Raw genomic sequence first — 22,919 nt, 5'->3', positions numbered from 1 at the left:
GAAAAAGCCGCTGGACGAATGGTTGGAAAAATCAGAATGGGATGACGCAGTACGGGTAAAAAACGCGAAAAACTATCCCGAAGGACTACGCAAAAAATCGATCCGGCGCATTGCAATAGAGCAACTCAAATAAAAATGACTCTCATCCTTGCCCGATTTCGCGACATGCCCGTCATGGTTAATAGAACCTCCATTACGCAGGATTTCCCATGTCGCGCCTTGCTCGTCCCTTGCACCCACTGGCCCTGTCAGTGGCGATGGCTTTTGCCGCTGTGCCGTTGTTCGCTGTCCAGCCATCCTTTGCCGAAGAAACCGGCAGCGCGTTGCGCCGGTTCTCGATTCCTGCCGGTGATTTGAGCCAATCCCTCAATAGCCTCGCCGAGCAGGCCGGGCTGGTACTGGCGTTTGATCCAGGCTTGACGCGCGGCAAGCACAGCAACGGCGTGAGCGGGCAATACGACACTGACGTGGCACTCGCGCAAGTGCTCGCGGGCAGTGGCTTGCAGGCCTTGAAGATCTCTGCCGACCGCTATCGCCTCGAAGCGATCCCGGACGATGGCGGCGCCATGCAGTTGCAGGCCACCACCATCAGCGGCGCCTATCAGGGCGAAAGCCCGACCGGGCCGGTGGCGGGTTATGTCGCCACCCGCAGCCTGTCGGGCACCAAGACCGATACCGCGCTGATCGAGACGCCGCAGTCGATTTCGGTGGTCACCAAGGATCAGATGCGTGCGCAAAACGCCGAAAGCCTCAACCAGATCCTGCGCTATAGCGCTGCTGTGGTGCCTGAAACCCGTGGGGCTACGGCCTCGCGTCTTGATCAGTTGACCATCCGTGGTTTCGCCCCGGCTACTTATCTGGATGGCCTGCGCATGCCGTCCAGCCGGGATGCCTTGCCACAGAAAGACGCCTTCGACCTGGAGCGCGTCGAAGTGCTGCGCGGCCCGGCCTCGGTGCTGTACGGGCAGGGCACGCCAAGCGGGGTGATCAACATGGTCACCAAACGGCCACTGGACACGCCGTTTCATGAAGTCGGCGTGGAGTACGGCACCTTCAACAAGAAGCGCACCACCTTCGATCTGAGCGGCCCGCTTGATGATCAAGGTGTGTATGCCTACCGCGTGGCGGGGTTGTTCGATGACGCCGATGGCCAGGTCGAACACACCGAAACCCGCCGTCAGTCGCTGTCCAGTGCCTTCACCTGGCGCCCGGACGAGGCTACCTCGCTGACCTTGCTCGGGCATTTCCAGAAAGACCCGAAGGGCGCGTCGTACGGGTCGGTGCCGGCCTGGGGCTCGGTGCTGCGCAGCCCTACCGGACGCAAGATCGATGTGGACTTCTATGACGGTGAAAAGAATTTCGAGAAAAGCGACCGCGAGCATTATTCCCTTGGCTATGCCTTCGAACATCACTTCAACGACGTGTGGACGGTGCGCCAGAACGCCCGCTACCTGCGCGCCGAGGGCGTCTATCGCAGCATCTACAACAGCTACCTGATGGGTGATTACCGCACCTCCAAGCGCTCGACCATCGCTGCCGATGTGGACATGGACGCTTACACCCTCGATAACCAGGTGCAGGCCAAGTTCGACACCGGGCCGTTGCAGCACACGCTATTGATGGGGCTCGATTACCAGAACACCCGCACCGACACCAAAACCGGTTATGGCAGTGGCCCGAACCTGGATATCTTCGACCCGGTCTACGGCGCGCCGGTCACCACGCCCGCGTTCATCACCGACGCTACCGCGCGCAGCGAGCAGACCGGCGTTTACCTGCAAGAGCAAATGAAGTGGGACCAATGGGTGCTGTTGCTGGGCGGCCGCTATGACTGGGCCAGCACCGACAGCACCACCAAAACCATCAGCTCCGGCGCCAAGAGCAAGTCGTCTCTGGACAGCAAGGCGTTCACCGGGCGCATTGGCCTGGTTTACCTGTTCGATAATGGCCTGGCGCCGTATGCCAGCTATGCGGAGTCGTTCAACCCGCAATCGGGCACGGGTTACGGCGGGTCGGTGTTCAAGCCCACCGAAGGCAAACAGTACGAAGTCGGCATCAAGTACCAGCCGCCGGGCAGCAACAGCTTTATCACCGCGGCGATTTTCGACCTGCGCCAATCCAACGTGCCGACCATGGACCCGGACCCGACGCACCTGTGTGGCAGTGGTCGCTGCCAGATCCAGGACGGCGAGCAACAGTCCCGTGGCTTTGAACTGGAAGGCAAGGCCAGCCTCAACGACAACCTGGACATTACTGCGGCTTATGCCTACCTGGACAACCGCGCGAGCAAATCCAACAGCACTGTCCGCTACGCGCCGATCAGCGATGTCGGCACCGGGCCGGCAATTCCCGTAGAGGGCACCACCACCTACGGCGTGCCACGCCATACGGCTTCGGCGTGGGCCGACTACACCTTCCACGACGGCCGGCTCAAGGGCTTCGGCGTGGGTGCCGGCGCGCGCTATGTGGGGTCGTCCTGGGGCGATACCGCCAACACCCTGAAGGTGCCGGGCTACACCTTGATGGATGCGGCGGTGCACTATGACATCCCGAATATCGCCAACCCCAAGGACAACCTGCGCCTGGCGCTGAACGCCACCAACCTGGCAAACAAGGAATACGTGGCCTCTTGCTACTCCTATTCGTGGTGCTGGTATGGCTCGCAGCGTACCGTGCAGGCGAGTGCGACTTACCAGTGGTGATAATTGCCGATAAGGCAATTTAATGGCCCCTTTGTAACAAAATCCCCGCCAAAATCACTTTTATTTTCAGGTGGTTAGGTGGGGATGCAAATGCGCACTGTTGGAATGATGCTGATCGCCTGTTCCCTGGCTGGCGGCGCAGCGAGCGTGCAGGCACGGGAGTTGCGCGAGGGCGACAAGTACATGTGCAGTTGGGGCGCCGGTACCGCCGCCAGGGCTCAGGAACTCAAGCTGTCGGGCGTGTCGCTGTATGCCGCGCGGCAGAAGATCCAGACCATCAAGTTCAGCAAATCGTGGATGCGCATGATGGCCATGGGCATCACCGAGCAGACCTACGACAGCCGCTCACGGCTCAAGCCCGAGGTCATCCGCCAGAGTTTTTACCAGGATTGCCTGCGCTACAAAGTGGCGCGTAAATGATCGCTGCGTCGGTTCAGCGTGACAGCGGCGAACCGGCGTCCTCTTGGAAAAACGCTCGGGCTATTTCGATAAAACGCCGATTGGCCTGCGACAGGTACTCGTTGGCGCGCCAGCACAGGTTGAAATGCATGAACTGTGCGGGCTCGAATGAAACACCCACCAGTCCCGCTTCCTGGACTTGAACCGAACGCAAGAGGGTGGACGCGCCCATGCCGTTGCGCGTGGCGGCGATCACCAACGGCACGAAGTTGCTTTCCAGGGCAATGCTGAACTGCACGCAGGCGTTGCTGCAAAAAGCATCCAGCAGGTGGCGTTGCAGGAAGGTGTTGTCGAACACCAGCATGGCCTGGCCCTGCAAGCGTTCTGCCGGGATTGAGGCGCACCCGGCCAATGCATGCTCCTGGTTCATGCACAGCACCATCTCATCACTGCCGAGCCATTCCGATTGCCACTGCGGATTGACCCGCCGTGACTCCAGCAGCGCCACGTCAATGTTGCGTGTGGCCAGGCGTTCGCTGATGTCATCGGCACTGCCCTCCACCACATGCATGGCAATCCCCGGATAGCGCGCGCGAAACTGCATCAGCAATTCGGGAATGTGCCGGATGCCGTACATGGGCGGCACGCCGACGCGGATTTCGCCGCTGTGCAATTGGTCCAGGTCCTGCAGTTCGCGGCGAGCGCCGGCGAGCCCCTGCAAACATTTTTCGGCATGGGCCAGAAACAGTTGGCCTTCGGCCGTGACACTGATCTGGCGTGTGGCCCGGTTGAACAGCGCCACCCCCAACTCATCTTCCAAGCGACTGACCGCCATGCTCAGGGCCGGCTGGGCTACGTGCAAGGCCTGCGCGGCTTTAGTGAAACTGCCTTGGCGAGCAATCTCAACGCAGTACTCCAGCGCTTTAAGATTCATAGGGCTCACATAACAAAGAATGATAATAGGCTTCACAAATGGATATTTTTTGTGATGAGCGCAAGTCTATAACCTGTCGGCATTCTTCTCCATGTCGGATTTCATCATGCCCCGTGACCCTCGCTTTTACTGGCCTGTAACGCTGATCGTCGGTGCCTTGAGCGGCGGCCTTGCCCACTGGGCGGGCTGGCCGTTGCCTTGGGTTACAGGTTCATTGCTGGCAGTTTTGCTGACACGTTGTGGCGGCGGCCTGGTACCGCAAATACCTCACGGGCGCAAAGCCGGGCAGTTGATTGTGGCGGTGGCCATCGGTTGCCACTTCACGTTGCCGGTCATGCAGGAAGTGGCGGCCCACTTTGGCTTGATCGGCATGGCTGTCCTGCTGACGCTGGTGCTGGCATTGTGCTCGGTACTGGTCCTGCATCGGTGGGGCGTACCGCTGCCCACCGCATTTTTCGCCTTGATGCCTGCCAATTCCACCGAGATGGTGCACCTGGGCCAGCAGCGCCAGGCCGACACCAGTTTCATCGCCGCCGCCCACAGTCTGCGGTTGTTGCTCATCCTGCTGGCAGTGCCTGCTGTCGCAACCTTTGGCGTGGCACATAGCGTTGTGCGCACGCCGTTGCCGGTGGTCTGGCCGTGGCTGATTTTCATCCTGGCCATGGGCTTGCTGGCGGCGTTGGCGTTCAAGCGTTGCAACCTGCCTAATCCTTGGACGTTTGGGCCGCTGCTGATCTGTGCGGTCGGTGTGGGTTGCAACAATCTGTCGATGAGCATGCCCGTTTGGCTCAGTGGCTGCGGGCAACTGTTGATAGGGTGTGCGCTGGGCGCCACGTTCGACCGCAGCTTTTTACGCCGCGCCCCCGGTTTTTTGTTGAAGGTGCTGTTGCTGCTGGCTGGCTCGGTGATTGCTACCGCAGTGGCCGCATGGGGCCTGGGTGCCGGTTTGGGATACTCGTGGTTGTCGCTGGCGCTGGGCATGATGCCCGGTAGTGCGCCGGAAATGAGCTTGACCGCCGAGGCGCTTGGGCTGGCAGTGACATTGGTGACAGCGATGCAGATTATCCGCATGTTATTGATCCAGGCCGCCTGCCTGCCGCTGTATCGCTGGCTTGATCGAGCGTTGCGGATACAAACACCGGCCAGTGCAAAATCTGCGTAAGCCTGTCCAACTTTGCCTTGGCGCTGCTGGCCATACTGGCGCCAGGTAAACCAAGAGGCACAGGCCATGACTGATTACGTATTCACCCCCGCGCCAACTCCATCCCTGGCCGTACAGGGCAGCGCCGCAGGTTTCCCGCTGCGCCGTGTGTTCTGTGTGGGCCGCAACTACAGTGAACACGCTCGCGAAATGGGGCATGACCCGGATCGCGAACCGCCATTTTTCTTCATGAAACCGGCGGATGCGGTGGTGCCGGCCGAAGGCGTGATCGCTTATCCGCCACTGACCGCCGACCTGCACCATGAGGTGGAGCTGGTGGTGGCCATCGGCACGGGTGGGGTGAACATCAGCTCAGAAGACGCGTTGTCTCACGTATGGGGGTATGGCGTCGGCATCGACTTAACCCGTCGCGACCTGCAGGCCGAGGCGAAAAAACTCGCACGCCCGTGGGATTGGGGCAAGTCGTTCGATGAATCGGCACCCAGCAGCGCCTTACAACCTGCGAGCGTCATTGGTCACCCAGCCAGCGGCAAGATCTGGCTCAAGGTCAATGGTGAGCAGCGCCAGGTCGGCGACCTGGCTGACCTGATCTGGTCGGTAAGCGAGATCATCAGCTACGCCTCAAAATCCGTGGCGCTCAAGGCCGGTGACCTGATCTTTACCGGCACCCCGGCGGGCGTCGGCGCGTTGCAGCGTGGGGATGCGGTGACCGCCGGCATCGACGGCATCGGCCAGTTGAGTTTCACCCTGAGCCAGGGTTGAGGCTAAAGTGGTGCCCAGGCCATTCGAGAGACCGTTATGCCAGGCACCCGCGTCACCACCTATGGCATGGAACAACGCAGCGACCGCCCCGACTTCTATATCCGCGACAAGCGCGGGCGGGCGGCGCTGACCAGCCCGCATCGGCATGAGTACTTCCAGATCCAGATCAACCTGGGCGGCGACACCGTGCAACATATCGGCGGCGCGGTGCGTCCGTTCCCGCACAAAGCCATGGCGTTTATCCTGCCCCATCGCCTGCATGTAATTCCCCACCCGCAAGACGGCGAGTTCATGCTGATCAACTTCAGCCAGGCGTTCTTCCTGCCACAGCTCACCTGCGATCCGTTGGACCTGGAAGACATTCCCATCAGCCAGGCGCCGGAGCTGTCACCGTTTCGTTTTCAGGAACACCTGGACTTCATCCTTGACGACGCGGACTTTGAGCTAGTACACACCTGGCTCGGCCATATGCGCACGCTGGACGCCCAACGTACCTTCGGCGCCCGTGAGCGCTTGAAGGGCTACTTGTTCCAACTGATCGGGTTGGTTTGCCAGCAGTACGCCGAACCCTTGCAGGCGTTCGCCGCCAATAACGCCACCCGGCGCGGGCGCAAAGACGCGTTGGCACGGGTACACGGCTATATCCGCGAGCATCTGCACGAGCCGAGCCTTAATCTTACCGACGCTGCGGCCGCTGCGTTCCTGTCACCCAACTACCTTACCCATTTGCTGCGCAAAGAAACCGGCAAACCCTTCTCCCAGTGGGTGCTCGACCGCCGCATGCAGTTGGCGCGCACCTTATTGCTCAACTCCGCGCAGATGATCGGTGCCGTTGCCCTGCGTTGCGGGTTTACCGACGAGGCGTATTTCTCCCGCTGTTTTCGCAAGGCCCATGGCCTGGCGCCAGGGCAGTTTCGGCGTCAACAACAGGCAAAACCCCTGTAGTCGAGTGCCTTCTCTTACAAATCCACGACAATCTCTGTGTTTCTATTTACATACAATTGCGTGCATCCCCGGAGGAGGCATCTATGCAAACCCTTATTCGGCTGGCGACGTTGGCGGATATCGACACGTTGTTCGCCATTCGCACCGCCGTGGTGCAGAACCACTTGAGCCGTGAGCAGATGGCGGATCTGGGCATTACGCCACAGGTGCTGGCAGACAGCATCCGCGAAGCGCCGTGTGTCTGGCTGGCAGAAGTGGAGGGCGAGCCGGCTGCTTTTTCGATGGTCAACTTTGACAGCGGCGAGGTATTTGCGATGTTCGTACTGCCCGCCTATGAAGGCCGGGGTCTGGGCCGCCAACTGATGGCGGTGGCTGAAGCCGCGCTGTTTGAGCACCACCAGACGCTGTACCTGATCACCGATGGGCGCGATGAGATCCGCGCCAACGGGTTTTATCAGCGTTTGGGTTGGACGCAGGTGGACCGGGTCGATGGCGACGATGTGCGCTATGAAAAGAGCAGGGCGCCCTGAATCATGAACCCGGCAGAACCTCCGTCCAACAACGGCCTTCGCTATGCGGCGATCGGGGTTGTGTGCGCCGCGGTGCTGCTGGGCGTCTTGTTTATGCGCTTCAATGCTCAGGTCGACCTGGAACGGGAAGAGGCGGCCGAACGCCTGCTGCTGTGCCAACACCTTGAAAGTGTGGCCCGCGCCACTTCGACGACCGCTCTGGAATCGCTTGAGGCCTGTAAGCAACTCAGAAAGCGTTACAGCGAGAGTGTAGCGCCGTTATAGGCAATAACCCCATTTGAATAATGGATATATAGCCACGAAGTGATAAGGGTTATATAGGCTTATTGCACCAAAAAGTGGCACTTTATGGATTGGGTACCTTAAAAATTATGTGGTTATTGAATGACTTACGCGGCTTTTAATCCGACGAAAGGAATAAAATAATCTTGTTACAGGTTTTTACAGTCGTTACTATAGCCGGGCGTTCACCTCCCACGGTTTATGCATTTTTAAATCCCAAGTTTCCATCAGCTACTTGGGATTTTTTTTGCGCGCAATTTGACCTCGATATCAAACTTCACTCTCGGCAAACTCTGCGCGCATGCGTCCATTGCGTTTGGCCTGGTACAGCAACTTGTCGACCGACTCGACGAACGCCAGCAGGTCGCTGTTGGGCGTCACGGTATGCGTGCCCACCCCCAGGCTCAGGCTCAGCAACTTGGAGACCGGCGAAACGGCATGTTCAATCTGCTGCTGGCAAATCAGGTGCAGGCAGCGTTGCGCCACTTGCCGAGCTGAGGCTGCGTCGGTTTCGGGCAGCAACCACACAAATTCCTCGCCGCCGATACGCGCAATAAAATCCCGTGGCCGGTTGGCCGCCTGGGACAAGGTCCGCGCCACCTGGCGCAAGGCTTCATCGCCCTTGATATGGCCGTAGTGGTCGTTGTACTGCTTGAAAAAGTCGATATCCAGAATGATCAACGACAGCGGCAATTGGCTGCGCAGGGCACTGGACCATTCGCGTTCGAGCACGGTGTCGAACATGCGGCGGTTGGCGATGCCGGTGAGGCCGTCCTGGAAGGAATATTCCTCCAGTTGTTTTTGCAGGCGGATCAAGTGCTCTTCGGTTTTCTTGCGCTCGCTGATATCGAACATAAAGCCGACCAAGGCCTCGACTTCGCCGCCTTTGCGCACCACATGCACCACGTCACGGATCCATACATAGTCGCCGTTGACCGTCAGTGCGCGGTAGTCGGCTTCGTGGTCCACGCCGGCGCGCGATTGCGACACGCAAAAGTTCACCACGTATTCACGGTCGTCCGGGTGCATGCGTTCGACCCAGTCATCCACGCTCACCCAACTTTGCGGGCTCCAGCCCAGCAGCGCTTCGATCTGCGGGCCGATGTAGCTGAAGGTCATGCTCTGCCAGTCGATGCGCCACGGGATGGCGTTAGTCGACTCCAGCAGGGTTTTGTACACGTCGCTGTCGGGCTGGGTCGGGGGGGCAATGCTCATGGCGGGCGGCTCGGGGTGATGGCTAAAAGCCAAGAGCGTCTTTTGATACAGATCGTGAGTCAAGCCCTTGCCAAAGCAGCAGACGAGAGGTTGTGTGCTGGCTTTTTGGCGCCAGCGCACTAGCGTTTACCTGGCAAAATGCGGCGCAGGTATCACTTTTGAATTAATTGTTCAGTAGCAGGCAAAACCTTATCTATGCTGGTTGCATCACACCCACAGGGTCGAACCCAGGGACGGGGGCTCAGCATGATTGCGATCGACGAACTCAATAAGATCATGGCCACAGGCTTCATGCCGCTGGCCTGTGATTGCAGCCTCAACAGCGACGGCTCGCTGCGCATCAGCGTGTTCGAGCCGACGTCGGGTCGCGTCGATCTGTTGCTGACCCGGGTCTCGCCCCAAGGCCTGGACAGCATCCGTGCCATCTCAAACCTTATTGGCGAACTGCGCACCGAGATCAAGGCCGGGCGCCGAGGTTTTGCGGCGGTAGGCTAGCTGTTCACGCTGCTGGTCGAGGTGTCGACCGCACCGTAGTAGCGCCAGCAGCAATGCCGGTGTTCGGGCAGGATCACGCAGCCGCTCAGGCTGACAATCAGCAGGGCGGCAACCAGCATAGAGAGTCGACGGGTCATGATATTTCCTCATTGTGTGTTCTGCGTTACGTCTTGAACGCAGCCACCTGCACAAATCCGTCGCGATGCTTTCAAACATTTCATCCAGCGTATTCATCCCCTGAGCAATACTTCCAGCGTCGAGAAAAAACTTGGGTTTCTCGCGACGGATTTTCCTGTGCCCAGCGTTCAACCCATCAGAGGCGAACATTGTCGTGCGCCGTATGAAGGAGTTGCCATGAACCCACTGGCCAAATTGCGCTACGCCTTGCTGGTCCCGCTGGCCTTAGCCGCGCTTGTCAGCACCCCGACCTTTGCCCAGACCGAAGTGATCATCCGCCAGGCCCCACCGGCCGAACGCGTTGAAGTGATCCCGGCTGAACGCCCAGGCTTTGTCTGGGACCGTGGCCACTGGCGATGGGAACGCGGCGCGTATGCCTGGGTGCCGGGCCACTGGCAGGAAGTGGTGCGTAACGCGCGCTGGGAGCCTGGGCACTGGGAATCCCGTGGCCCCAACTGGTACTGGCGCGAAGGGCACTGGATCCGCTGAAACCTCTTAGCCCCCGGACCGAGTATTACCTGATTGAAAGACACTGATCCGGACGTTGAGCTACTGGCGCGTATCGGCAACAACGAACCTGCGGCCGTCAACGAAATGGTGACGCGCAAGCTGCCACGGTTGCTGGCGCTCGCCAGTCGGCTGTTGGGGGATGCCGACGAAGCCAAGGACGTGGCCCAGGAAAGCTTCCTGCGCATCTGGCGCCAGGCGGCCAACTGGCGCCCCGGCGAAGCGCGGTTTGACACCTGGCTGCACCGCGTGGCACTCAACCTGTGCCATGACCGCTTGCGCCGGCGCAAGGCGCTTGCGTTAAATGAGGACGAGGTGCTGGAGCTGGCGGACAGCGCACCGTCGCCTGATGAGCAGTTGGAAATTGCGGACCGCAGTGCAAGGATGGCCGCCGCCCTGGCGGCCTTGCCCGAGCGCCAGCGCGAAGCCATTGTGTTGCAGTACTACCAGGAGCTGTCGAACATCGACGCCGCGGCCCTGATGAACATCAGCGTCGAGGCACTGGAGAGCCTGCTGTCGCGGGCCCGACGCCAGTTGCGCAGCCAACTTGCCGACACACCCGGGCTCGCCCGCCCAGGAAGGGGAAAACCATGACACCTGAACGCTTTGCGCACCTGGCTGATGCTTATGGAGCCAGCCTGCATCGCTGGCCCAGCGCCGAACGAGCCGCTGCCCAGGCATTGCTCGACAGCGGCAACCCCCGCGCCCGCGAGGCGTTGCGCGAGGTCAGTTGGCTCGATGCGCAGTTGGACAGCCATCAGCTGGTTTTCCATGACCCGGCGCTTGCACGCCAGATTCGCGACTCCGTGCCACAGCGAGTGTCGTTCTGGTCGCGCTATGCCAACTGGCTGTCGCCCGCAGGCTTGGTGGGCGTGGGCATTGCCGGGATTGCCGCCGGGGTACTGGTGGCGTCACTGAGTGTGCCGTTGCCGATGTTGTCATCCGACGTGCTGCCCAGCGTCTTCGATCAGGGCGACGCCGATGTCGTCTTCACCGTCAACGCCGAGGAAACCGAGCAATGACCCCAACATCCCTTAAACCCTGGTTGGTCTTTTCGGTATTGCTCAACGTATTTTTGATCGGCGGTGTGGGCGGCGGCCTCTATCACTGGATGGCAACCGTCAAGCCTGCCGAAGCGGTGGTTAACCAGCATGGGTTGCGCCAGGCGATGATCAAGTTGCCGATGGAGCGGCGCAAGGAATTGCGTCAGTTGTTGCGCCACAACCGTGCCGACAGCCAGCCGCTTATCATGGCCGGCCGGGAAGCACGCCTGGGGGTGATCAAGCAGCTCGAAGCGCCGACGCTGGATCGCGATGCACTGGTGACTGAACTGGCCAAGGCCCGCGAGGCGGATGTGGCGTTGCGGGCGTTGGTGGACGCTACGCTGGCGCAGTTCGCGAGCAATTTGCCCCAGGATGAGCGGCAGCAACTGGTCGAGGCGCTGTACCAGCGTGGGCAGGCTAAAAACCGCGAGAAGCTGCAGCAGGTGGCGGGGGCTAGACCGCGTTCTTGAGCGGTTGCTCACATCCGGCTGATGCAATGCGATTTAAGTGTGGGAGCTGGCTTGTCTGCGATGGCGGTGTTTCGGAGTACATATCCGTTGCTGCGGTCAGGGCTACTTTTGTGTAACCCATGTGGTTGTCCCGAACACGCCCCACCACTCCAAAAGCAGAGCACGGCGGCCTGAAAGCCGACCTGAGTGGTTGAATCAAAAGCCAGATCAAGTGCAAATCCAAAGCCCGCTCCCACAGTTGACCGCATGCGGTTTTGAATATGAGGTCGGCTGCGGATTTGCATGCACTGGAGAGCTGCTTTTCTGTGGGAGCTGGCTTGCCTGCGATGCAGACGCCTCGGTGCATCAGGCACACTGAGTTGATGCTATCGCAGCGGTGCGACGATTCGACAAGCCAGCTCCCACATGTCTGACCGAGTGAGGCTCATAGCTTCACCGGTCCGCTCTTCTGTGGGCGCTGGCGTGACGAGTCGTCAAACCGCTGCGATACAGGCACCTCGGTATCACGCCTCGGCAAAAATCCCCACCACTACCTTCCTCAACCACACATGCCGCGGATCCTTCTGATTCCGCGCATGCCAATGGTGCTTCAAGCTATACCCCGGAATCCCCACCGGCGGTTCAATCATCCTGACTGCCGCGTGTTTCTCATAAATATGCGCCACTGATACATCTCCTGACTCCGGCTGCCATCGCGCACTTGCACGTGTTCCAGGGTGCAGAACTCTTCCAGGCTCAGCTGTGGCCCGGTGACGTGGTGGTGGCGGCCGATCAGGCAGACGAGGTCGTGGGAGAACAGGCGTTGCTGGTAGATGTTACCAAAGCCGGTGGAAGCGATCAGGCTAACACGCCAATCAGCACTTGCTGCTCGCGCTGCGCACTGTTGACGTTCACGGTGCGCGCAACGCTCACCCCATTGCCTTCAAACACGCAGATCACGCGATCTCGAAACGCCGTCTGCGGGTAGATCCAGGTCATTTCCAGCGTCACCGCATCCAGCCAGCGAGCTCCGGCGACGATCTGCGCGGCGTTGAATTCATAGCCGTGATGCAAGGCGCGGCCAGGCATGCTGGTGGTGCCTGCGCGCCAATGATCGATACCGACGGTCAGGCGGTGAGTCGTGTGGCTGTCGGTCAACTCAAAGGTCAGCACATCGGCGCTGAAATCGAACGACAACTGCCGCACGGCCAGCCCATTCTCAGCCATTAAAAACACCCGCTTCGAATCGGCAGGTGCCGCGCAGGCCGAGACCAGCGACGGTCGCTGCGCCATGCTCGCCAAACGCGCTTGCAGCCGTGCATCCGCATCGGGCGTTGCATCGCCGTCAAACGCCGCCGGAAAGTGCCGTTCGATAAACGGAACAATTTCGGCCGAGTTCTTCATCCCGCCTACAAGCACCAGCGTTGCACCGTATTCGCGGTACACCGCCGCCATCTGCACAAACACGCCGAGCGCGCTGAAAGCGCCGGCGGGTTTCATCATCCAGTGGTAGCCGTAGCGGCTGTTCGGCCCACCCTGAGGCTGCGTCGCCGCTTTGACCCAGGCTGCAGTCAACAGCTGTTGACCCTTCCACACGCCATCCTGGGCATGCAGTACCGCCAGCTTCAGCACCGCCGAGACCGGCGCCATAAGGCCATTGCCGCCAGGGTTCACGCCATCCGGGCCGATGTCCCAGGTTTCGTTATGAATATCCAGCGGCGCAAACAAGCGCGGCTTGAGGTAGGCGTGCAAGGTCTGTCCGGTGACACGGTTGATCAGCGCCGAGAGCATGTAGCTGGCCGCGCTGGTGTAAACGTATTCGGTACCCGGCGCATAGGCCAGCGGGATCTTGAAGAATTCCGCGATCCAACTGGTGGCGATACCGCGCCACACCGAACCGGACGTATTGGCGGCATGCCCGGTGCGCATGGTCAGCAAGTGTTCGACGGTCATCTCGGCCAGGCGCGGGTCAGCATCGTCCGGTACTTCATCGGGAAAGAACGTCACCAGCCGATCACCCAGCTTTAGCAAGCCTTCTTCGATGGCCAGGCCAATGGCGCAGCCGGTAAAACTCTTGGCCATTGAATGCAGCACGCGCGGCTCGTTGGGGTCGACCGGCCAGGTCCAGCCCTCGGCAACGACGTGGCCATGGCGATGCAACATGAAACCGTGCAGATCGAGCCCGGCAGCCTTGACCTCATCGAGAAACGCAATCACCCGGTCAGGGTCAACGCCAAGGCTGCTGGCGCTGGCACGCGGTAAACCATCGTAGGAAGTTAAAGGCATGAAAAAGCTCTTGAGCAGGGAGGTTCAACGGCTGCGATGCACCAGCCGGGAATAGGAAATCAGCATGCTGGTGAGTTCCTGGCTGACGCCGGTCAACGGCGAGGAACGGCGGCTGATCAGGCACACATCGCGCGCCGCCAGGGGTTCCTCGATCGCAATGGTGGTCAGCGCGCTGGAAAACAGTTTCATCCCCGGCAGCATGCGCGGCTCGATGGTCAGGTAGTCGGTTTCCGAGACGATGTGCAGGGTTTCCAGCAGCGAGTCGGTGGTGATCGCAATTTTCGGTGGCGCCAGGCCCTGTGTGCGAAACAGCTCCACCAGACGGTTTTCGGCGCCGCCGACCACGCCGGAGGGGCGCACGCTGATCCACTGGCAGTCCACCAGCGCCTGCACGGATCTGGCCTGGGCCAATGGGTGGCCCTTGCGCGCAATGATGCCGGCGTTGGAGCTGTAGAGGCGGTCGATGGCCAGGTCGATGTCGGTAACCGTCGGCGCCAGTGGGCACAGCACAAAATCCAGGCGACCGTCGCGCACTTTTTCTACCAGGCCTTTGGTGGTGTCGCTGGCCACATGCACCTGGATGCGCGGGAAGCGCTGGGTGAAGTTGCTCAGCACCGGCAGCAACAGTTCGGCCAGCGGTTCGGAGGTCACGCCCAGGGCAATACTGCCTTCGGGCTCGCCTTTCCAGGGTTGCAGGTCGAGCAGGGCGCGTTCGCAGTCCAGGGTGATGGAGCGCGCGCGCACCAGAAACACTTCACCGGCCGACGTCAGGTTGATGCCTTGGTTCGAGCGTTGCAACAGCACCACGCCGAGTTCTTTTTCCAGGGTCTGGATTGACTGGGTCAGGGTGCTTTGCGCCACGTCCAATTGGCGTGCGGCAGAGCGGAAACTGCCTTTTTCAACCACAGCGCAAAACGCCCGAAGATGGGTGAGTGTCATGAAGGACTGCCTCAGGTTGCAGCGTTTAAACCATTGAATGCCTGCCAGCTTATCTGATGACTATAGGTGCGCACAGATCGGTTTGACCGATCAGGTTCATTATTTTTGATCGTCTGGAACCAGCTCCCACCCCTGATTTTTCGGTAGGCTCAAGGCTAAGTAATGCAAAACTGGTGGGTGATCGGATTGGCCGAGCCTGATCACCTGGAGCGTTCTTCTCAAGCTTGCCGCGTGAAGAATAAGATCGGCCCAGGAACATTCGCCGACCGTGAACGGCGACTAAAACAACAACAACTATTCAGGAGTTCGGCCGTGCCTCTTTTTGGGTCCTGCCAGCGTCCGAACCCATGCGTAAGGAACACTTAAGGTGCATTTATCAATGAACAAGACTTTAATCCTGGCAGGCGCCTTGTCTGCGACGCTGATGGGCACTGCCCAGGCTGAAAGCGTCTTGAAGGTGGCGCTTAACGCCGATATCCGCAGCACCGATCCGGGCGTGAACCGCGACACCAACTCTGACGCGGTGATCATGCACATCACCGAAGGGCTGGTGGCGTTTCGTGAGGACGCGACCGTCGGCCCGCTGCTGGCCAAGGACGTGCAAGTCTCCGACGACGGCTTGCGCTACACCTTCCACCTGCGCGGCGGGGTGAAATTCCAGAACGGCAAGCCACTCACGTCCGCCGAGGTGCTGTGGACCTGGAAACGCTTCCTCGACCCCAAGACCCAATGGCGCTGTGCGTCGGAGTTCGACGGGCATGGCGGCGCCAAGATTACCGACATGAGCGCGCCCGACCCGCTCACCGTGGTGTTCACCCTCGACCAGCCCAATGGCCTGTTCCTCACCAGCACCGCGCTGCCGGAGTGTGGTGGCAGCGGCATTCTGTCACCCGACTCGCTCAACGCCGACGGCACGTGGAAGGCGCCGATCGGCACCGGCCCGTTCAAGCTGGGCGAGTGGAAGCCCGGCCAATACATCGAGTTGTTGCGCAATGCCAGCTACACCTCGCGTGATGAAAAAGACCCTGACGGCTACACCGGCAACAAAACCACCAGCCTGGACCGTGTGCGCTTGCTGGTGATCCCCGACCCGGCGGCGGCCAAGGCGGCGTTGCTGTCGAAAAACGTCGACCTGCTGATTGATGTGACGCCGATGGACGCCACCGAGCTTGCCGCCAACCCCGGCGTGCGCGTGACCTCCAGCGGCACCATGTCTGTCAATGCGTTGCTGTTCCAGACCCGCGACCCGCTGCTTAAAGATGTGCGCCTGCGCCAGGCCATCGCTCACGCCCTGGACTCCGCGCAGATCGTTGAAGCCCTCACTGGTGGCCGCTCCAAGGCCAACAACTCGATGGTTGCGCGGGGCAGTCATTACCACACTGGCGTCGAAGACCAGGGCTACACCTTCGACCCGGCCAAGACCGCGCAACTGTTGCGTGAGGCTGGGTATAAGGGCGAGCTGATCAAGCTGATCGTCAACAAACGCTACGCCGCGATCTTCGACATGGGCGTATTCGTGCAAGCCATGGCCAAGGCCAGCGGCATCAACCTGGAGCTGGAAACCCTGGAGTGGGGCACCCAGCTGGAGCGCTACCAGAGCGGCAACTACCAGATGATGGCGTTCCCGTATTCCGAGCGCCTCGACCCAGCCCTGAGTTTTGACTCGATGACCGGCGACAAGGACAAGGAAGCCCGCAAAGTCTGGGACAACCCCGACGCCCGTCACTGGCTGCGCGAAGCCCAGCGCGAGGGCGACATTACCCAGCGCCAGGCGCTGTTCGACCAACTGCATCAGCAAATGCTCAAGGACGTGCCGCTGATCCCGATGTACAACGGCAACGCGATTGCCGCCAGCCGTGATTACGTGCAGGGCCTGCGCACCTGGCCGGTGTCCAAGCCGCGCCTGTGGACCGTCAGCGTCCCCGCTTCCGGGAGCAATTAAGGATGTTTCGTTTTATCTCTCAACGCCTGGCAATGTCGATTCCGACCTTGCTGCTGATCTCGCTGATGGTGTTCGCGATCATCCGCCTGGTGCCGGGTGACCCGGCGCTGCTGATGCTCGGCGACATGGCCGACGCCCATAGCCTGGAAGTTGCGCGTGCATCTTTGGGCCTGGACCAGCCGCTGCCGGTGCAGTTTGTGATCTGGCTTAAAGCGGTGCTCAGCGGCGACCTCGGGCATTCGATCACCACCAATGAAGCGGTGCTGCCGCTGATTCTGGATCGCTTCCAGGTGAGCGCCGGGATCGTTTTGGTGTCGGTGTTGCTGGCGGCTCTGATCGCCGTGCCGGCGGGCCTGCTCGCGGCCTGGAAGCAGGACAGCGCGCTGGACTTTGGCGTGGTCTCGACGGCGACGCTGCTGCTATCGATTCCCAGCTTCTGGCTCGGCTTGCTGTTGCTGTATGCGTTCGGTATCAAGCTGGGTTGGTTGCCGGTGGTGGGGTATGTGTCGTTCAGCCAGTCACTCTGGCAGGCCGTGACCTTTATCGTATTGCCGATTGTGACGCTGACGCTGGTGGAGCTGGGCGCGATCACCCGCATGGCGCGGGCCAGTGCTATTGAAGTGCTGCGCCTGGAGTACATCACCCATGCCCGCGCCAAAGGCTTATCGGAGCGCGCCGTGTTGTGGCGGCATGCCTTGCGCAACTCGTTTGCACCGACGCTGACCCTGATCGGCCTGATCCTCGGCAACCTGCTCAGCGGCATCGCCGTGCTCGAAACCGTGTTCACGCTGCCGGGCATCGGGCGGCTGATGGTCGACGCGATCTACGCCCGGGACTACCCGGTGCTGCAAGGCTGCCTGCTGCTGGTGACCTTTGTTTATGTGCTGGTCAACCTGTTGGTAGACCTGCTGTACCCGCTCTTCGACCCCAGGGTTAAGTTATGAATAAGCCACTGCCTGTTGCTCCCGAGGTGCTGCTGGCGGCGCCTGCGCGCGCCCCCAGGGCCTGGCGTGTGCCGCCGTTGAACGCGCTGATAGGTGCGAGTTTGCTGGCTTTGCTATTGATCATGGCCGCGCTCGGCCTGGTGTGGACGCCCCACGATCCGCTGGCGCTGAACCTGCTGGCGCGTTTGCAGGCACCCACCGCCGCGCACCTGCTGGGCACCGATGAATACGGCCGCGATGTGCTCAGCCGCTTGATGATCGGCGCACACACCAGCCTGTGGGTGAGTGTGCTGACGGTGAGCATGGCGATTGTCGCCGGCACCTTCCTGGGTCTGCTCGCCGGTTTCCTGCGCGGCTGGGTCGACCGTGGCCTGATGATGATCAACGACGCATTGCTGGCATTTCCCGGCATCCTGTTGGCGCTGGGCCTGATGGCGATCATCGGTCCGAGCCTGTACGGCATCGTCTTCGCATTGAGCCTGGCGTATACACCGTCGGTGGTGCGGGTGGTGCGCGGCACGGTGATGTCGCTGCGCGAGAAGGAGTTTGTCGAAGCCTCGCGGGTGATCGGCAACTCCGAGCTGTACACCATGCTGCGTCACATTGCGCCTAACTGCGTGGCGCCGGTGTGTGTACTGGCCACCAGCATGTTCGGCTGGGCGATCCTCGCCGAAAGCGCCTTGAGCTTCCTCGGCCTGGGCGTGCCGCCACCGGCCGCCACCTGGGGCAACATGCTCGCGGCCAGCCGGCCGTATATCGCCACGGCCAGTTGGCTGGGGCTGTTTCCCGGGGTCTGCATCGCCATGGCGCTGCTGGCGTTCAACCTGTGTGGTGACGCCTTGCGTGACCGCCTCGATCCACGGATGAGTAAATGAACATGACTGACGTACTCTTGGCCGTCGATCACCTCAAAATCCGCGTCGGCGCCCACGGCCCGCTGGCGGTCAATGACTTGAGCTTTACCATCGCTCCAGGCGAAATCATGGCGCTGGTGGGCGAGTCCGGCAGCGGCAAGACCATGGCCGCCCGCGCCGCCATTGGCCTGCTGCCACCGCCGCTGCAGCATTGCGGCGGCCAGGTGCGCTTCCAGGGTCACGACCTCAATAGCCTTGCGCCGGAGCAATTGCGGCAACTGCGTGGGGCCAAGATCGGCATGGTGTTCCAGGAGCCGATGGTCTCGCTCAACCCCTCGATGAGCATCGGCGAGCAGATGGCCGAGGGCCTGCGCCTGCACACCAAACTGACGGAGCAGCAAATCCGCGCGCGCAGTCTGGAAATGCTTGGCCATATCGGCATCAAGGACGCCGAACGCTGCCTGGCGGCGTTTCCCCACGAGTTTTCCGGCGGCATGCGCCAACGCATCATGCTCGCTTCGGTGATGCTGCTGCGCCCGGCTCTGCTGATTGCCGACGAACCCACCACAGCCCTGGATTGCCTGGCGCAACTGGATGTATTGAAGCTGATGCTCGACCTGACCCGCGAGCAGGGCACGGCGATTCTGTTTATCAGCCATGACCTGTCGCTGGTAGCGCGCTACGCCGACAAAGTGGTGGTGATGCGCGAAGGCCGCGCGGTGGAGCAGGGCACCATCGAACAAATCCTGTTGTCCCCCAAGGCCGAGTACACCCGGCAATTGCTCGAAGCCTTGCCCCGCCGTGGCGTGCTTGCGTCATTGCCCAAGGCCAATGGCCCGCTGCTGACGGTCAAGGATGTGTGCATCGAACACCCTGGCCCGCGCAGCCTTTGGGGGCGCAGCCAGTTCAAGCGCGTGGTGCACTCGGCGAACCTGAGTATCGCGCCGGGTGAAACCCTGGCGTTGGTGGGCGGCAGTGGCTCGGGCAAAACCACTCTGGGCCGGGCGATTGTCGGCCTGAATAAAGCCTGTGCCGGCGCTATCGAGTTTGAAGGCGTGGACATTCTCAAGTCCGGCAACCGTGAACATCGCCTGCAGTGCCAGATGATTTTCCAGGACCCGTATTCGTCCCTCGACCCGCGCATGAAGATCGGCGACATCCTCGCCGAACCGCTGCGCCACGTGCCCGGTATGAGCGCCGAGCAAAAACGTGAGCGGGTGACGAAAACCCTGGTGGATATCGGCCTGGCCGAGCAGTTTGTCGAGCGCTTCGCGCATCAGCTCTCCGGCGGTCAGCGCCAGCGCGTGGCGATTGGTCGCGCGCTGGTGCGCCACCCACGGCTGGTGATTGCCGACGAGCCGATCTCGGCGTTGGACATGACCATCCAGAAGCAGATTCTGGAGCTGTTCGAACGCCTGCAGGCGCAGTATGGCTTTGCCTGCCTGTTCATCTCCCACGACCTTGCGGCAGTGGAGCGCATTGCGCACCGGGTGGCGGTGATGAGCGAGGGCAGGGTGGTGGAAATGGGCGCGCGCGATGAGATTTTCGACCGCCCGCAACACCCTTACACCCGCAAGCTGTTGGCCGCTGCCAGCCCTTTGGAGAAACTGGAAAACGGTGGCTATCGCATCCGCCAAGGCCCCGTTCCGCTAGCGCTGTAGCCAGAGCTGTAAACCAGAGCTGACTTTACCCGCCGCGCAAATCGCTGATTTGCGCGAACGGCGAAGCCATGCCCGAAGAACAATAAAAACACCCCCAAACCGACTGCCAGGAGCTTAAAAAAATGAAAAAATCCCTGACTCAACTCATCACCGGCGTAGGCGTCGTGAGCAGCGGGATGATCCCGTTCGCCGCCCAGGCCGACTTCATCAAGGACAGCAGCGGTACGCTGGAATTGAAGAACTACTACTTCAACCGTGATTACCGCGAGAACGCATCGCAGTCGATGCGCGCCGAGTGGGCCCAAGGCTTTCTGTTGGGTATCAAGTCCGGATTTACCGAGGGCACCGTGGGCTTCGGCCTGGATGCGATCGGCATGCTGGGGGTAAAACTCGACTCCAGCCCAGGCCTTTCCGGTACTGGCCTGTTACAGCGTGACAGCGACAAAAATGTCTCCGACGAGTACTCCAAACTCGGCGTGACTGCCAAGGCACGCTTCGCCAAGAGCGAACTACGCATCGGTTACCTGGTGCCGGACCTGCCGATCCTGCAGCCCAACACCAGTCGCCTGTTCCCGCAGTCGTTCAACGGTACGCAACTGGTGTCCAACGATATCAGCAACCTCAAGCTGACCCTCGGTCAGATTGACCAGGCCAAGGACCGCGACTCCACCAACTACGAAGACATGAAGCTGACCACCGTCAGCAAGGTCTACAAAAGCACGGCCCTGAGCGACAAGTTTCGCTTTGCCGGCGGCGATTACTCGCTGACGCCCAACACCTTGCTCAGCTACCACTATGCCGCGCTGGACAGCATCTACCAGCAGCAATTCGTGGGCTTTAAAAACAACTTCGGCCTGGGCGGCGGCACGCTGAAAACCGATATCCGCTACTTCAACTCCGACAAGGACGGCGCGGGCCTGGCCGGCGACGTCGACAACAGTGCGCTGAGCACACGGTTTACCTACCAGTACGGCGGTCACAGCATCGGCGGCGGTTACCAGCGCCAGTACGGCACCACGCCGTTTACCTACCTGGACGGCTCCATCAGCTACCTGTTTACCGAGTACCAGTTCAGCAACTTCACCCAGACCCGCGAGCGTGCCTGGCATGCGCGCTACGACTACAACTTTGCCGACCTCGGCTTGCCAGGCTTGTTGTTCGGCATCAAGTACGCCAAGGGCGACTCGGCCGAAGTGCTCGGCTTTAACCGCGAAGGCCGCGAGTGGGAGCGCGACCTGGACCTGGGCTATGTGGTGCAGAGCGGCACGTTCAAAGGCGTGTCGATGCGCTGGCGCAACGCCCTGAGCAAGGGCAACTACTTCAATGATGTGAACGAGAACCGCGTGATGCTGGGGTACACCCTGGCGCTCTGGTAACCCCTCAGTGTGGGAGCGGGCTTGCCGGCTCCCACCGTGATCGGATTATCAGATCAAGATAGCGGTGGCCGCCCTTACCGGCGATCACTTGGTCTCGTTAGTATTTTCCCCAAGCAAACGTCACTCGAATATCGAGACTTCCGGTTTATGAAACTTAATCAACACCCCTTGCTGCAAGCGACACAAGGCACCCACAGGCACGTGGAGAGTGAGCATTACGGTGCAGTGGGTGCAGGTCGAAAAATCTATATTCAGGCGGCGCTGCATGCCGATGAAACCCCTGCCATGCTGGTGGCCGCACAACTGCGCAGGCACCTGGTGGCGCTGGAAAGTGCCGGGCGCCTGAATGCCCAAATCGTGTTGGTGGCCGTGGCCAACCCGGCGGGCCTGGGCCAGTACATCATGGGCGCACCCAGCGGGCGGTTTGAACTGGGCAGCGGGCGGAATTACAACCGAGGCTTTGCGGTGCCGTACCAGGCGATTGCCGACAAGGTAGAGCATGCGCTTGGACAGGACATCAACGCCAACCGCGAGTTGATCCGCGCCGCCTGGGGCGAATGCCTGCGCGCCGCCCAGCCGATGGACGAATACCAGTCGCTGCAACAGACCCTGATGCTGCTGGCCCACGATGCCGACATCGTGCTGGACCTGCACTGCTCCCGCGAAGCGGCGATGCACCTCTACACCGGCGAAACGGTGTGGCCGACCATTGAGCCGCTGGCGCGCTACATCGGCGCTGAAGCCACCTTGCTGGCCACCGATTCCCAGGCCAATTCGTTTGATGAAGCGCTGTACCTGCTGTGGGTCAACCTGCGTGAGCGTCTGGGGGATCGCTTCCCGATTCCGGACAGCAGCATTGCGGTGACGGTGGAGCATCGTGGTCAGCGGGATGTGTCCTACGAGCTGGCCGAACACGACGCCACGGCGATCATCGATTACCTCACGCACCTGGGCGCCATCGAAGGCACACCGCGGCCTTTGCCTGCGTTGCGCAACCCGGCCACGCCGTTGGCGGGCAGCGAACAGTTTTATGCGCCGAGTGCCGGCGTGCTGGTGCACCGGGCAGCGGTTGGCAGCCGGATTGAAGCGGGCCAGCCACTGTTTGACATCGTGGACCCGCACAGCGGCAACACCGTCACGGTCAACAGCCACAACATCGGCGTGCTGTACATGCGCCGCGATGTGCGCTTTGTGAAGCCGGGCGACCCGCTGGGACGTGTCTCCGGCGCCACGCCGATTCGCAGCGGCAAACTGCTTAGCGCCTGAGTTGAAATGCATTTAAAACTGTGGGAGCTGGCTTGCCTCCGATAGCGGT

The 22,919-nt window shown here is 61.0% G+C and carries 23 protein-coding genes; 18 read left to right on the top strand and 5 right to left on the bottom strand.

Translation table 11 applies throughout. The features are described from left to right. Positions 1–209: 209 nt before the first annotated feature. Together FFI16_RS13705 and FFI16_RS13700 are read left to right on the top strand one after the other, a co-directional pair. Complete coding sequence (locus tag FFI16_RS13705) at positions 210–2,702, top strand: TonB-dependent siderophore receptor (RefSeq protein ID WP_138815845.1); 2,493 nt, start codon at positions 210–212, stop codon at positions 2,700–2,702. Positions 2,703–2,792: 90 nt separating this feature from the next. After that, positions 2,793–3,122, top strand: coding sequence for a hypothetical protein (locus FFI16_RS13700; RefSeq protein ID WP_138815846.1), 330 nt, complete (start codon positions 2,793–2,795; stop codon positions 3,120–3,122). Between the two features lie 13 nt (positions 3,123–3,135). Here FFI16_RS13700 and FFI16_RS13695 read toward each other — a convergent pair whose 3' ends face one another. Further along, a complete protein-coding gene (locus tag FFI16_RS13695; RefSeq protein WP_138815847.1) occupies positions 3,136–4,035 on the bottom strand; it encodes a LysR family transcriptional regulator in 900 nt (299 codons plus the stop codon). Between the two features lie 106 nt (positions 4,036–4,141). On the opposite strand from FFI16_RS13695, the gene FFI16_RS13690 reads away from it, so the two are divergent. The 5 genes from FFI16_RS13690 (at position 4,142) to FFI16_RS13670 (ending at position 7,698) form a co-directional block, all read left to right on the top strand. Further along, positions 4,142–5,197: an AbrB family transcriptional regulator gene (locus tag FFI16_RS13690; RefSeq protein ID WP_138815848.1), complete on the top strand. Its 1,056-nt coding sequence runs from the start codon at positions 4,142–4,144 to the stop codon at positions 5,195–5,197. 66 nt (positions 5,198–5,263) lie between these two features. Then, a complete protein-coding gene (locus tag FFI16_RS13685) occupies positions 5,264–5,959 on the top strand; it encodes a fumarylacetoacetate hydrolase family protein (RefSeq protein ID WP_138815849.1) in 696 nt (231 codons plus the stop codon). A gap of 36 nt (positions 5,960–5,995) precedes the next feature. After that, the gene (locus FFI16_RS13680; protein ID WP_138815850.1) at positions 5,996–6,904 is read left to right on the top strand and encodes an AraC family transcriptional regulator; all 909 of its coding nucleotides are present in this window, start codon (positions 5,996–5,998) and stop codon (positions 6,902–6,904) included. An 83-nt stretch (positions 6,905–6,987) separates the two neighbouring features. Next, complete coding sequence (locus tag FFI16_RS13675; RefSeq protein WP_138815851.1) at positions 6,988–7,434, top strand: GNAT family N-acetyltransferase; 447 nt, start codon at positions 6,988–6,990, stop codon at positions 7,432–7,434. 3 nt (positions 7,435–7,437) lie between these two features. Beyond that, the gene (locus FFI16_RS13670; RefSeq protein ID WP_138815852.1) at positions 7,438–7,698 is read left to right on the top strand and encodes a hypothetical protein; all 261 of its coding nucleotides are present in this window, start codon (positions 7,438–7,440) and stop codon (positions 7,696–7,698) included. A gap of 288 nt (positions 7,699–7,986) precedes the next feature. On the opposite strand, the gene FFI16_RS13665 is transcribed toward FFI16_RS13670, so the two are convergent. Continuing rightward, complete coding sequence (locus FFI16_RS13665; protein ID WP_138815853.1) at positions 7,987–8,931, bottom strand: sensor domain-containing diguanylate cyclase; 945 nt, start codon at positions 8,929–8,931, stop codon at positions 7,987–7,989. 246 nt (positions 8,932–9,177) lie between these two features. Here FFI16_RS13665 and FFI16_RS13660 point away from each other — a divergent pair, with 246 nt between their 5' ends. Beyond that, complete coding sequence (locus FFI16_RS13660; RefSeq protein WP_138815854.1) at positions 9,178–9,426, top strand: DUF1652 domain-containing protein; 249 nt, start codon at positions 9,178–9,180, stop codon at positions 9,424–9,426. Here the strand turns inward: FFI16_RS13660 and FFI16_RS30490 are convergent. Next, entirely contained in the window at positions 9,423–9,563 is a 141-nt protein-coding gene (locus tag FFI16_RS30490; protein WP_178112676.1) for a hypothetical protein, read from the bottom strand. The two genes, FFI16_RS13660 and FFI16_RS30490, sit on opposite strands and share 4 nt — an antisense overlap. Positions 9,564–9,780: 217 nt before the next feature. Between FFI16_RS30490 and FFI16_RS13655 the strand changes: the two genes are divergently transcribed. From FFI16_RS13655 to FFI16_RS13640, 4 genes are read left to right on the top strand one after another with little or no spacing between them, the layout of a single operon-like run. Next, on the top strand, positions 9,781–10,092 hold the full coding sequence (locus tag FFI16_RS13655; protein ID WP_138815855.1) for a YXWGXW repeat-containing protein: 312 nt from the start codon (positions 9,781–9,783) through the stop codon (positions 10,090–10,092). A gap of 33 nt (positions 10,093–10,125) precedes the next feature. Next, complete coding sequence (locus FFI16_RS13650; protein ID WP_138815856.1) at positions 10,126–10,704, top strand: RNA polymerase sigma factor; 579 nt, start codon at positions 10,126–10,128, stop codon at positions 10,702–10,704. Next, positions 10,701–11,132 (top strand): hypothetical protein, encoded by a 432-nt coding sequence (locus tag FFI16_RS13645; protein WP_138815857.1) that lies wholly within the window; start codon positions 10,701–10,703, stop codon positions 11,130–11,132. The genes FFI16_RS13650 and FFI16_RS13645 overlap by 4 nt, the downstream gene beginning before the upstream one ends. Further along, a complete protein-coding gene (locus FFI16_RS13640; protein WP_138815858.1) occupies positions 11,129–11,623 on the top strand; it encodes a periplasmic heavy metal sensor in 495 nt (164 codons plus the stop codon). Before FFI16_RS13645 ends, FFI16_RS13640 begins: the two co-directional genes overlap by 4 nt. A gap of 837 nt (positions 11,624–12,460) precedes the next feature. Here the strand turns inward: FFI16_RS13640 and FFI16_RS13635 are convergent. Both FFI16_RS13635 and FFI16_RS13630 read right to left on the bottom strand, forming a co-directional pair. Beyond that, positions 12,461–13,888 (bottom strand): serine hydrolase, encoded by a 1,428-nt coding sequence (locus FFI16_RS13635; protein ID WP_138815859.1) that lies wholly within the window; start codon positions 13,886–13,888, stop codon positions 12,461–12,463. Positions 13,889–13,912: 24 nt separating this feature from the next. Further along, a complete protein-coding gene (locus tag FFI16_RS13630) occupies positions 13,913–14,827 on the bottom strand; it encodes a LysR substrate-binding domain-containing protein (RefSeq protein WP_138815860.1) in 915 nt (304 codons plus the stop codon). A 379-nt stretch (positions 14,828–15,206) separates the two neighbouring features. Here FFI16_RS13630 and FFI16_RS13625 point away from each other — a divergent pair, with 379 nt between their 5' ends. The 6 genes from FFI16_RS13625 (at position 15,207) to FFI16_RS13600 (ending at position 22,870) form a co-directional block, all read left to right on the top strand. Further along, positions 15,207–16,769, top strand: coding sequence for an ABC transporter substrate-binding protein (locus FFI16_RS13625; protein ID WP_138815861.1), 1,563 nt, complete (start codon positions 15,207–15,209; stop codon positions 16,767–16,769). Positions 16,770–16,771: 2 nt separating this feature from the next. Beyond that, complete coding sequence (locus tag FFI16_RS13620) at positions 16,772–17,713, top strand: ABC transporter permease (RefSeq protein WP_138815862.1); 942 nt, start codon at positions 16,772–16,774, stop codon at positions 17,711–17,713. After that, positions 17,710–18,588 carry an ABC transporter permease gene (locus FFI16_RS13615; protein WP_138815863.1) on the top strand — a complete coding sequence of 293 codons (879 nt, stop codon included), beginning with the start codon at positions 17,710–17,712 and terminating at the stop codon, positions 18,586–18,588. Before FFI16_RS13620 ends, FFI16_RS13615 begins: the two co-directional genes overlap by 4 nt. Further along, complete coding sequence (locus tag FFI16_RS13610) at positions 18,585–20,228, top strand: ABC transporter ATP-binding protein (RefSeq protein WP_138815864.1); 1,644 nt, start codon at positions 18,585–18,587, stop codon at positions 20,226–20,228. Before FFI16_RS13615 ends, FFI16_RS13610 begins: the two co-directional genes overlap by 4 nt. 122 nt (positions 20,229–20,350) lie before the next feature. Further along, on the top strand, positions 20,351–21,604 hold the full coding sequence (locus FFI16_RS13605) for an OprD family porin (RefSeq protein ID WP_138815865.1): 1,254 nt from the start codon (positions 20,351–20,353) through the stop codon (positions 21,602–21,604). Between the two features lie 147 nt (positions 21,605–21,751). Next, complete coding sequence (locus tag FFI16_RS13600) at positions 21,752–22,870, top strand: succinylglutamate desuccinylase/aspartoacylase family protein (protein ID WP_138815866.1); 1,119 nt, start codon at positions 21,752–21,754, stop codon at positions 22,868–22,870. Positions 22,871–22,919: the final 49 nt, after the last annotated feature.

This window comes from Pseudomonas sp. KBS0710, assembly GCF_005938045.2.
In the GTDB taxonomy this organism is placed as follows: domain Bacteria; phylum Pseudomonadota; class Gammaproteobacteria; order Pseudomonadales; family Pseudomonadaceae; genus Aquipseudomonas.
Note: the sequence above shows the minus strand (reverse complement) of the source record. Positions and strands in the feature narration are given on the sequence as shown.

What these genes read in the sequence shown, in the direction of transcription:
- FFI16_RS13690 (WP_138815848.1), top strand. Translation starts at nt 4,142, where the DNA reads ATGCCCCGTGACCCTCGCTTTTACTGGCCTGTAACGCTGATCGTCGGT.
- FFI16_RS13675 (WP_138815851.1), top strand. Translation starts at nt 6,988, where the DNA reads ATGCAAACCCTTATTCGGCTGGCGACGTTGGCGGATATCGACACGTTG.
- FFI16_RS13665 (WP_138815853.1), bottom strand. Translation starts at nt 8,931, where the DNA reads ATGAGCATTGCCCCCCCGACCCAGCCCGACAGCGACGTGTACAAAACC.
- FFI16_RS13630 (WP_138815860.1), bottom strand. Translation starts at nt 14,827, where the DNA reads ATGACACTCACCCATCTTCGGGCGTTTTGCGCTGTGGTTGAAAAAGGC.
- FFI16_RS13600 (WP_138815866.1), top strand. Translation starts at nt 21,752, where the DNA reads ATGAAACTTAATCAACACCCCTTGCTGCAAGCGACACAAGGCACCCAC.
- FFI16_RS13625 (WP_138815861.1), top strand. Translation starts at nt 15,207, where the DNA reads ATGAACAAGACTTTAATCCTGGCAGGCGCCTTGTCTGCGACGCTGATG.
- FFI16_RS13705 (WP_138815845.1), top strand. Translation starts at nt 210, where the DNA reads ATGTCGCGCCTTGCTCGTCCCTTGCACCCACTGGCCCTGTCAGTGGCG.
- FFI16_RS13660 (WP_138815854.1), top strand. Translation starts at nt 9,178, where the DNA reads ATGATTGCGATCGACGAACTCAATAAGATCATGGCCACAGGCTTCATG.
- FFI16_RS13700 (WP_138815846.1), top strand. Translation starts at nt 2,793, where the DNA reads ATGCGCACTGTTGGAATGATGCTGATCGCCTGTTCCCTGGCTGGCGGC.
- FFI16_RS13680 (WP_138815850.1), top strand. Translation starts at nt 5,996, where the DNA reads ATGCCAGGCACCCGCGTCACCACCTATGGCATGGAACAACGCAGCGAC.
- FFI16_RS13695 (WP_138815847.1), bottom strand. Translation starts at nt 4,035, where the DNA reads ATGAATCTTAAAGCGCTGGAGTACTGCGTTGAGATTGCTCGCCAAGGC.
- FFI16_RS13605 (WP_138815865.1), top strand. Translation starts at nt 20,351, where the DNA reads ATGAAAAAATCCCTGACTCAACTCATCACCGGCGTAGGCGTCGTGAGC.
- FFI16_RS13645 (WP_138815857.1), top strand. Translation starts at nt 10,701, where the DNA reads ATGACACCTGAACGCTTTGCGCACCTGGCTGATGCTTATGGAGCCAGC.
- FFI16_RS13670 (WP_138815852.1), top strand. Translation starts at nt 7,438, where the DNA reads ATGAACCCGGCAGAACCTCCGTCCAACAACGGCCTTCGCTATGCGGCG.
- FFI16_RS13685 (WP_138815849.1), top strand. Translation starts at nt 5,264, where the DNA reads ATGACTGATTACGTATTCACCCCCGCGCCAACTCCATCCCTGGCCGTA.
- FFI16_RS13610 (WP_138815864.1), top strand. Translation starts at nt 18,585, where the DNA reads ATGAACATGACTGACGTACTCTTGGCCGTCGATCACCTCAAAATCCGC.
- FFI16_RS13615 (WP_138815863.1), top strand. Translation starts at nt 17,710, where the DNA reads ATGAATAAGCCACTGCCTGTTGCTCCCGAGGTGCTGCTGGCGGCGCCT.
- FFI16_RS13640 (WP_138815858.1), top strand. Translation starts at nt 11,129, where the DNA reads ATGACCCCAACATCCCTTAAACCCTGGTTGGTCTTTTCGGTATTGCTC.
- FFI16_RS13655 (WP_138815855.1), top strand. Translation starts at nt 9,781, where the DNA reads ATGAACCCACTGGCCAAATTGCGCTACGCCTTGCTGGTCCCGCTGGCC.
- FFI16_RS30490 (WP_178112676.1), bottom strand. Translation starts at nt 9,563, where the DNA reads ATGACCCGTCGACTCTCTATGCTGGTTGCCGCCCTGCTGATTGTCAGC.
- FFI16_RS13620 (WP_138815862.1), top strand. Translation starts at nt 16,772, where the DNA reads ATGTTTCGTTTTATCTCTCAACGCCTGGCAATGTCGATTCCGACCTTG.
- FFI16_RS13635 (WP_138815859.1), bottom strand. Translation starts at nt 13,888, where the DNA reads ATGCCTTTAACTTCCTACGATGGTTTACCGCGTGCCAGCGCCAGCAGC.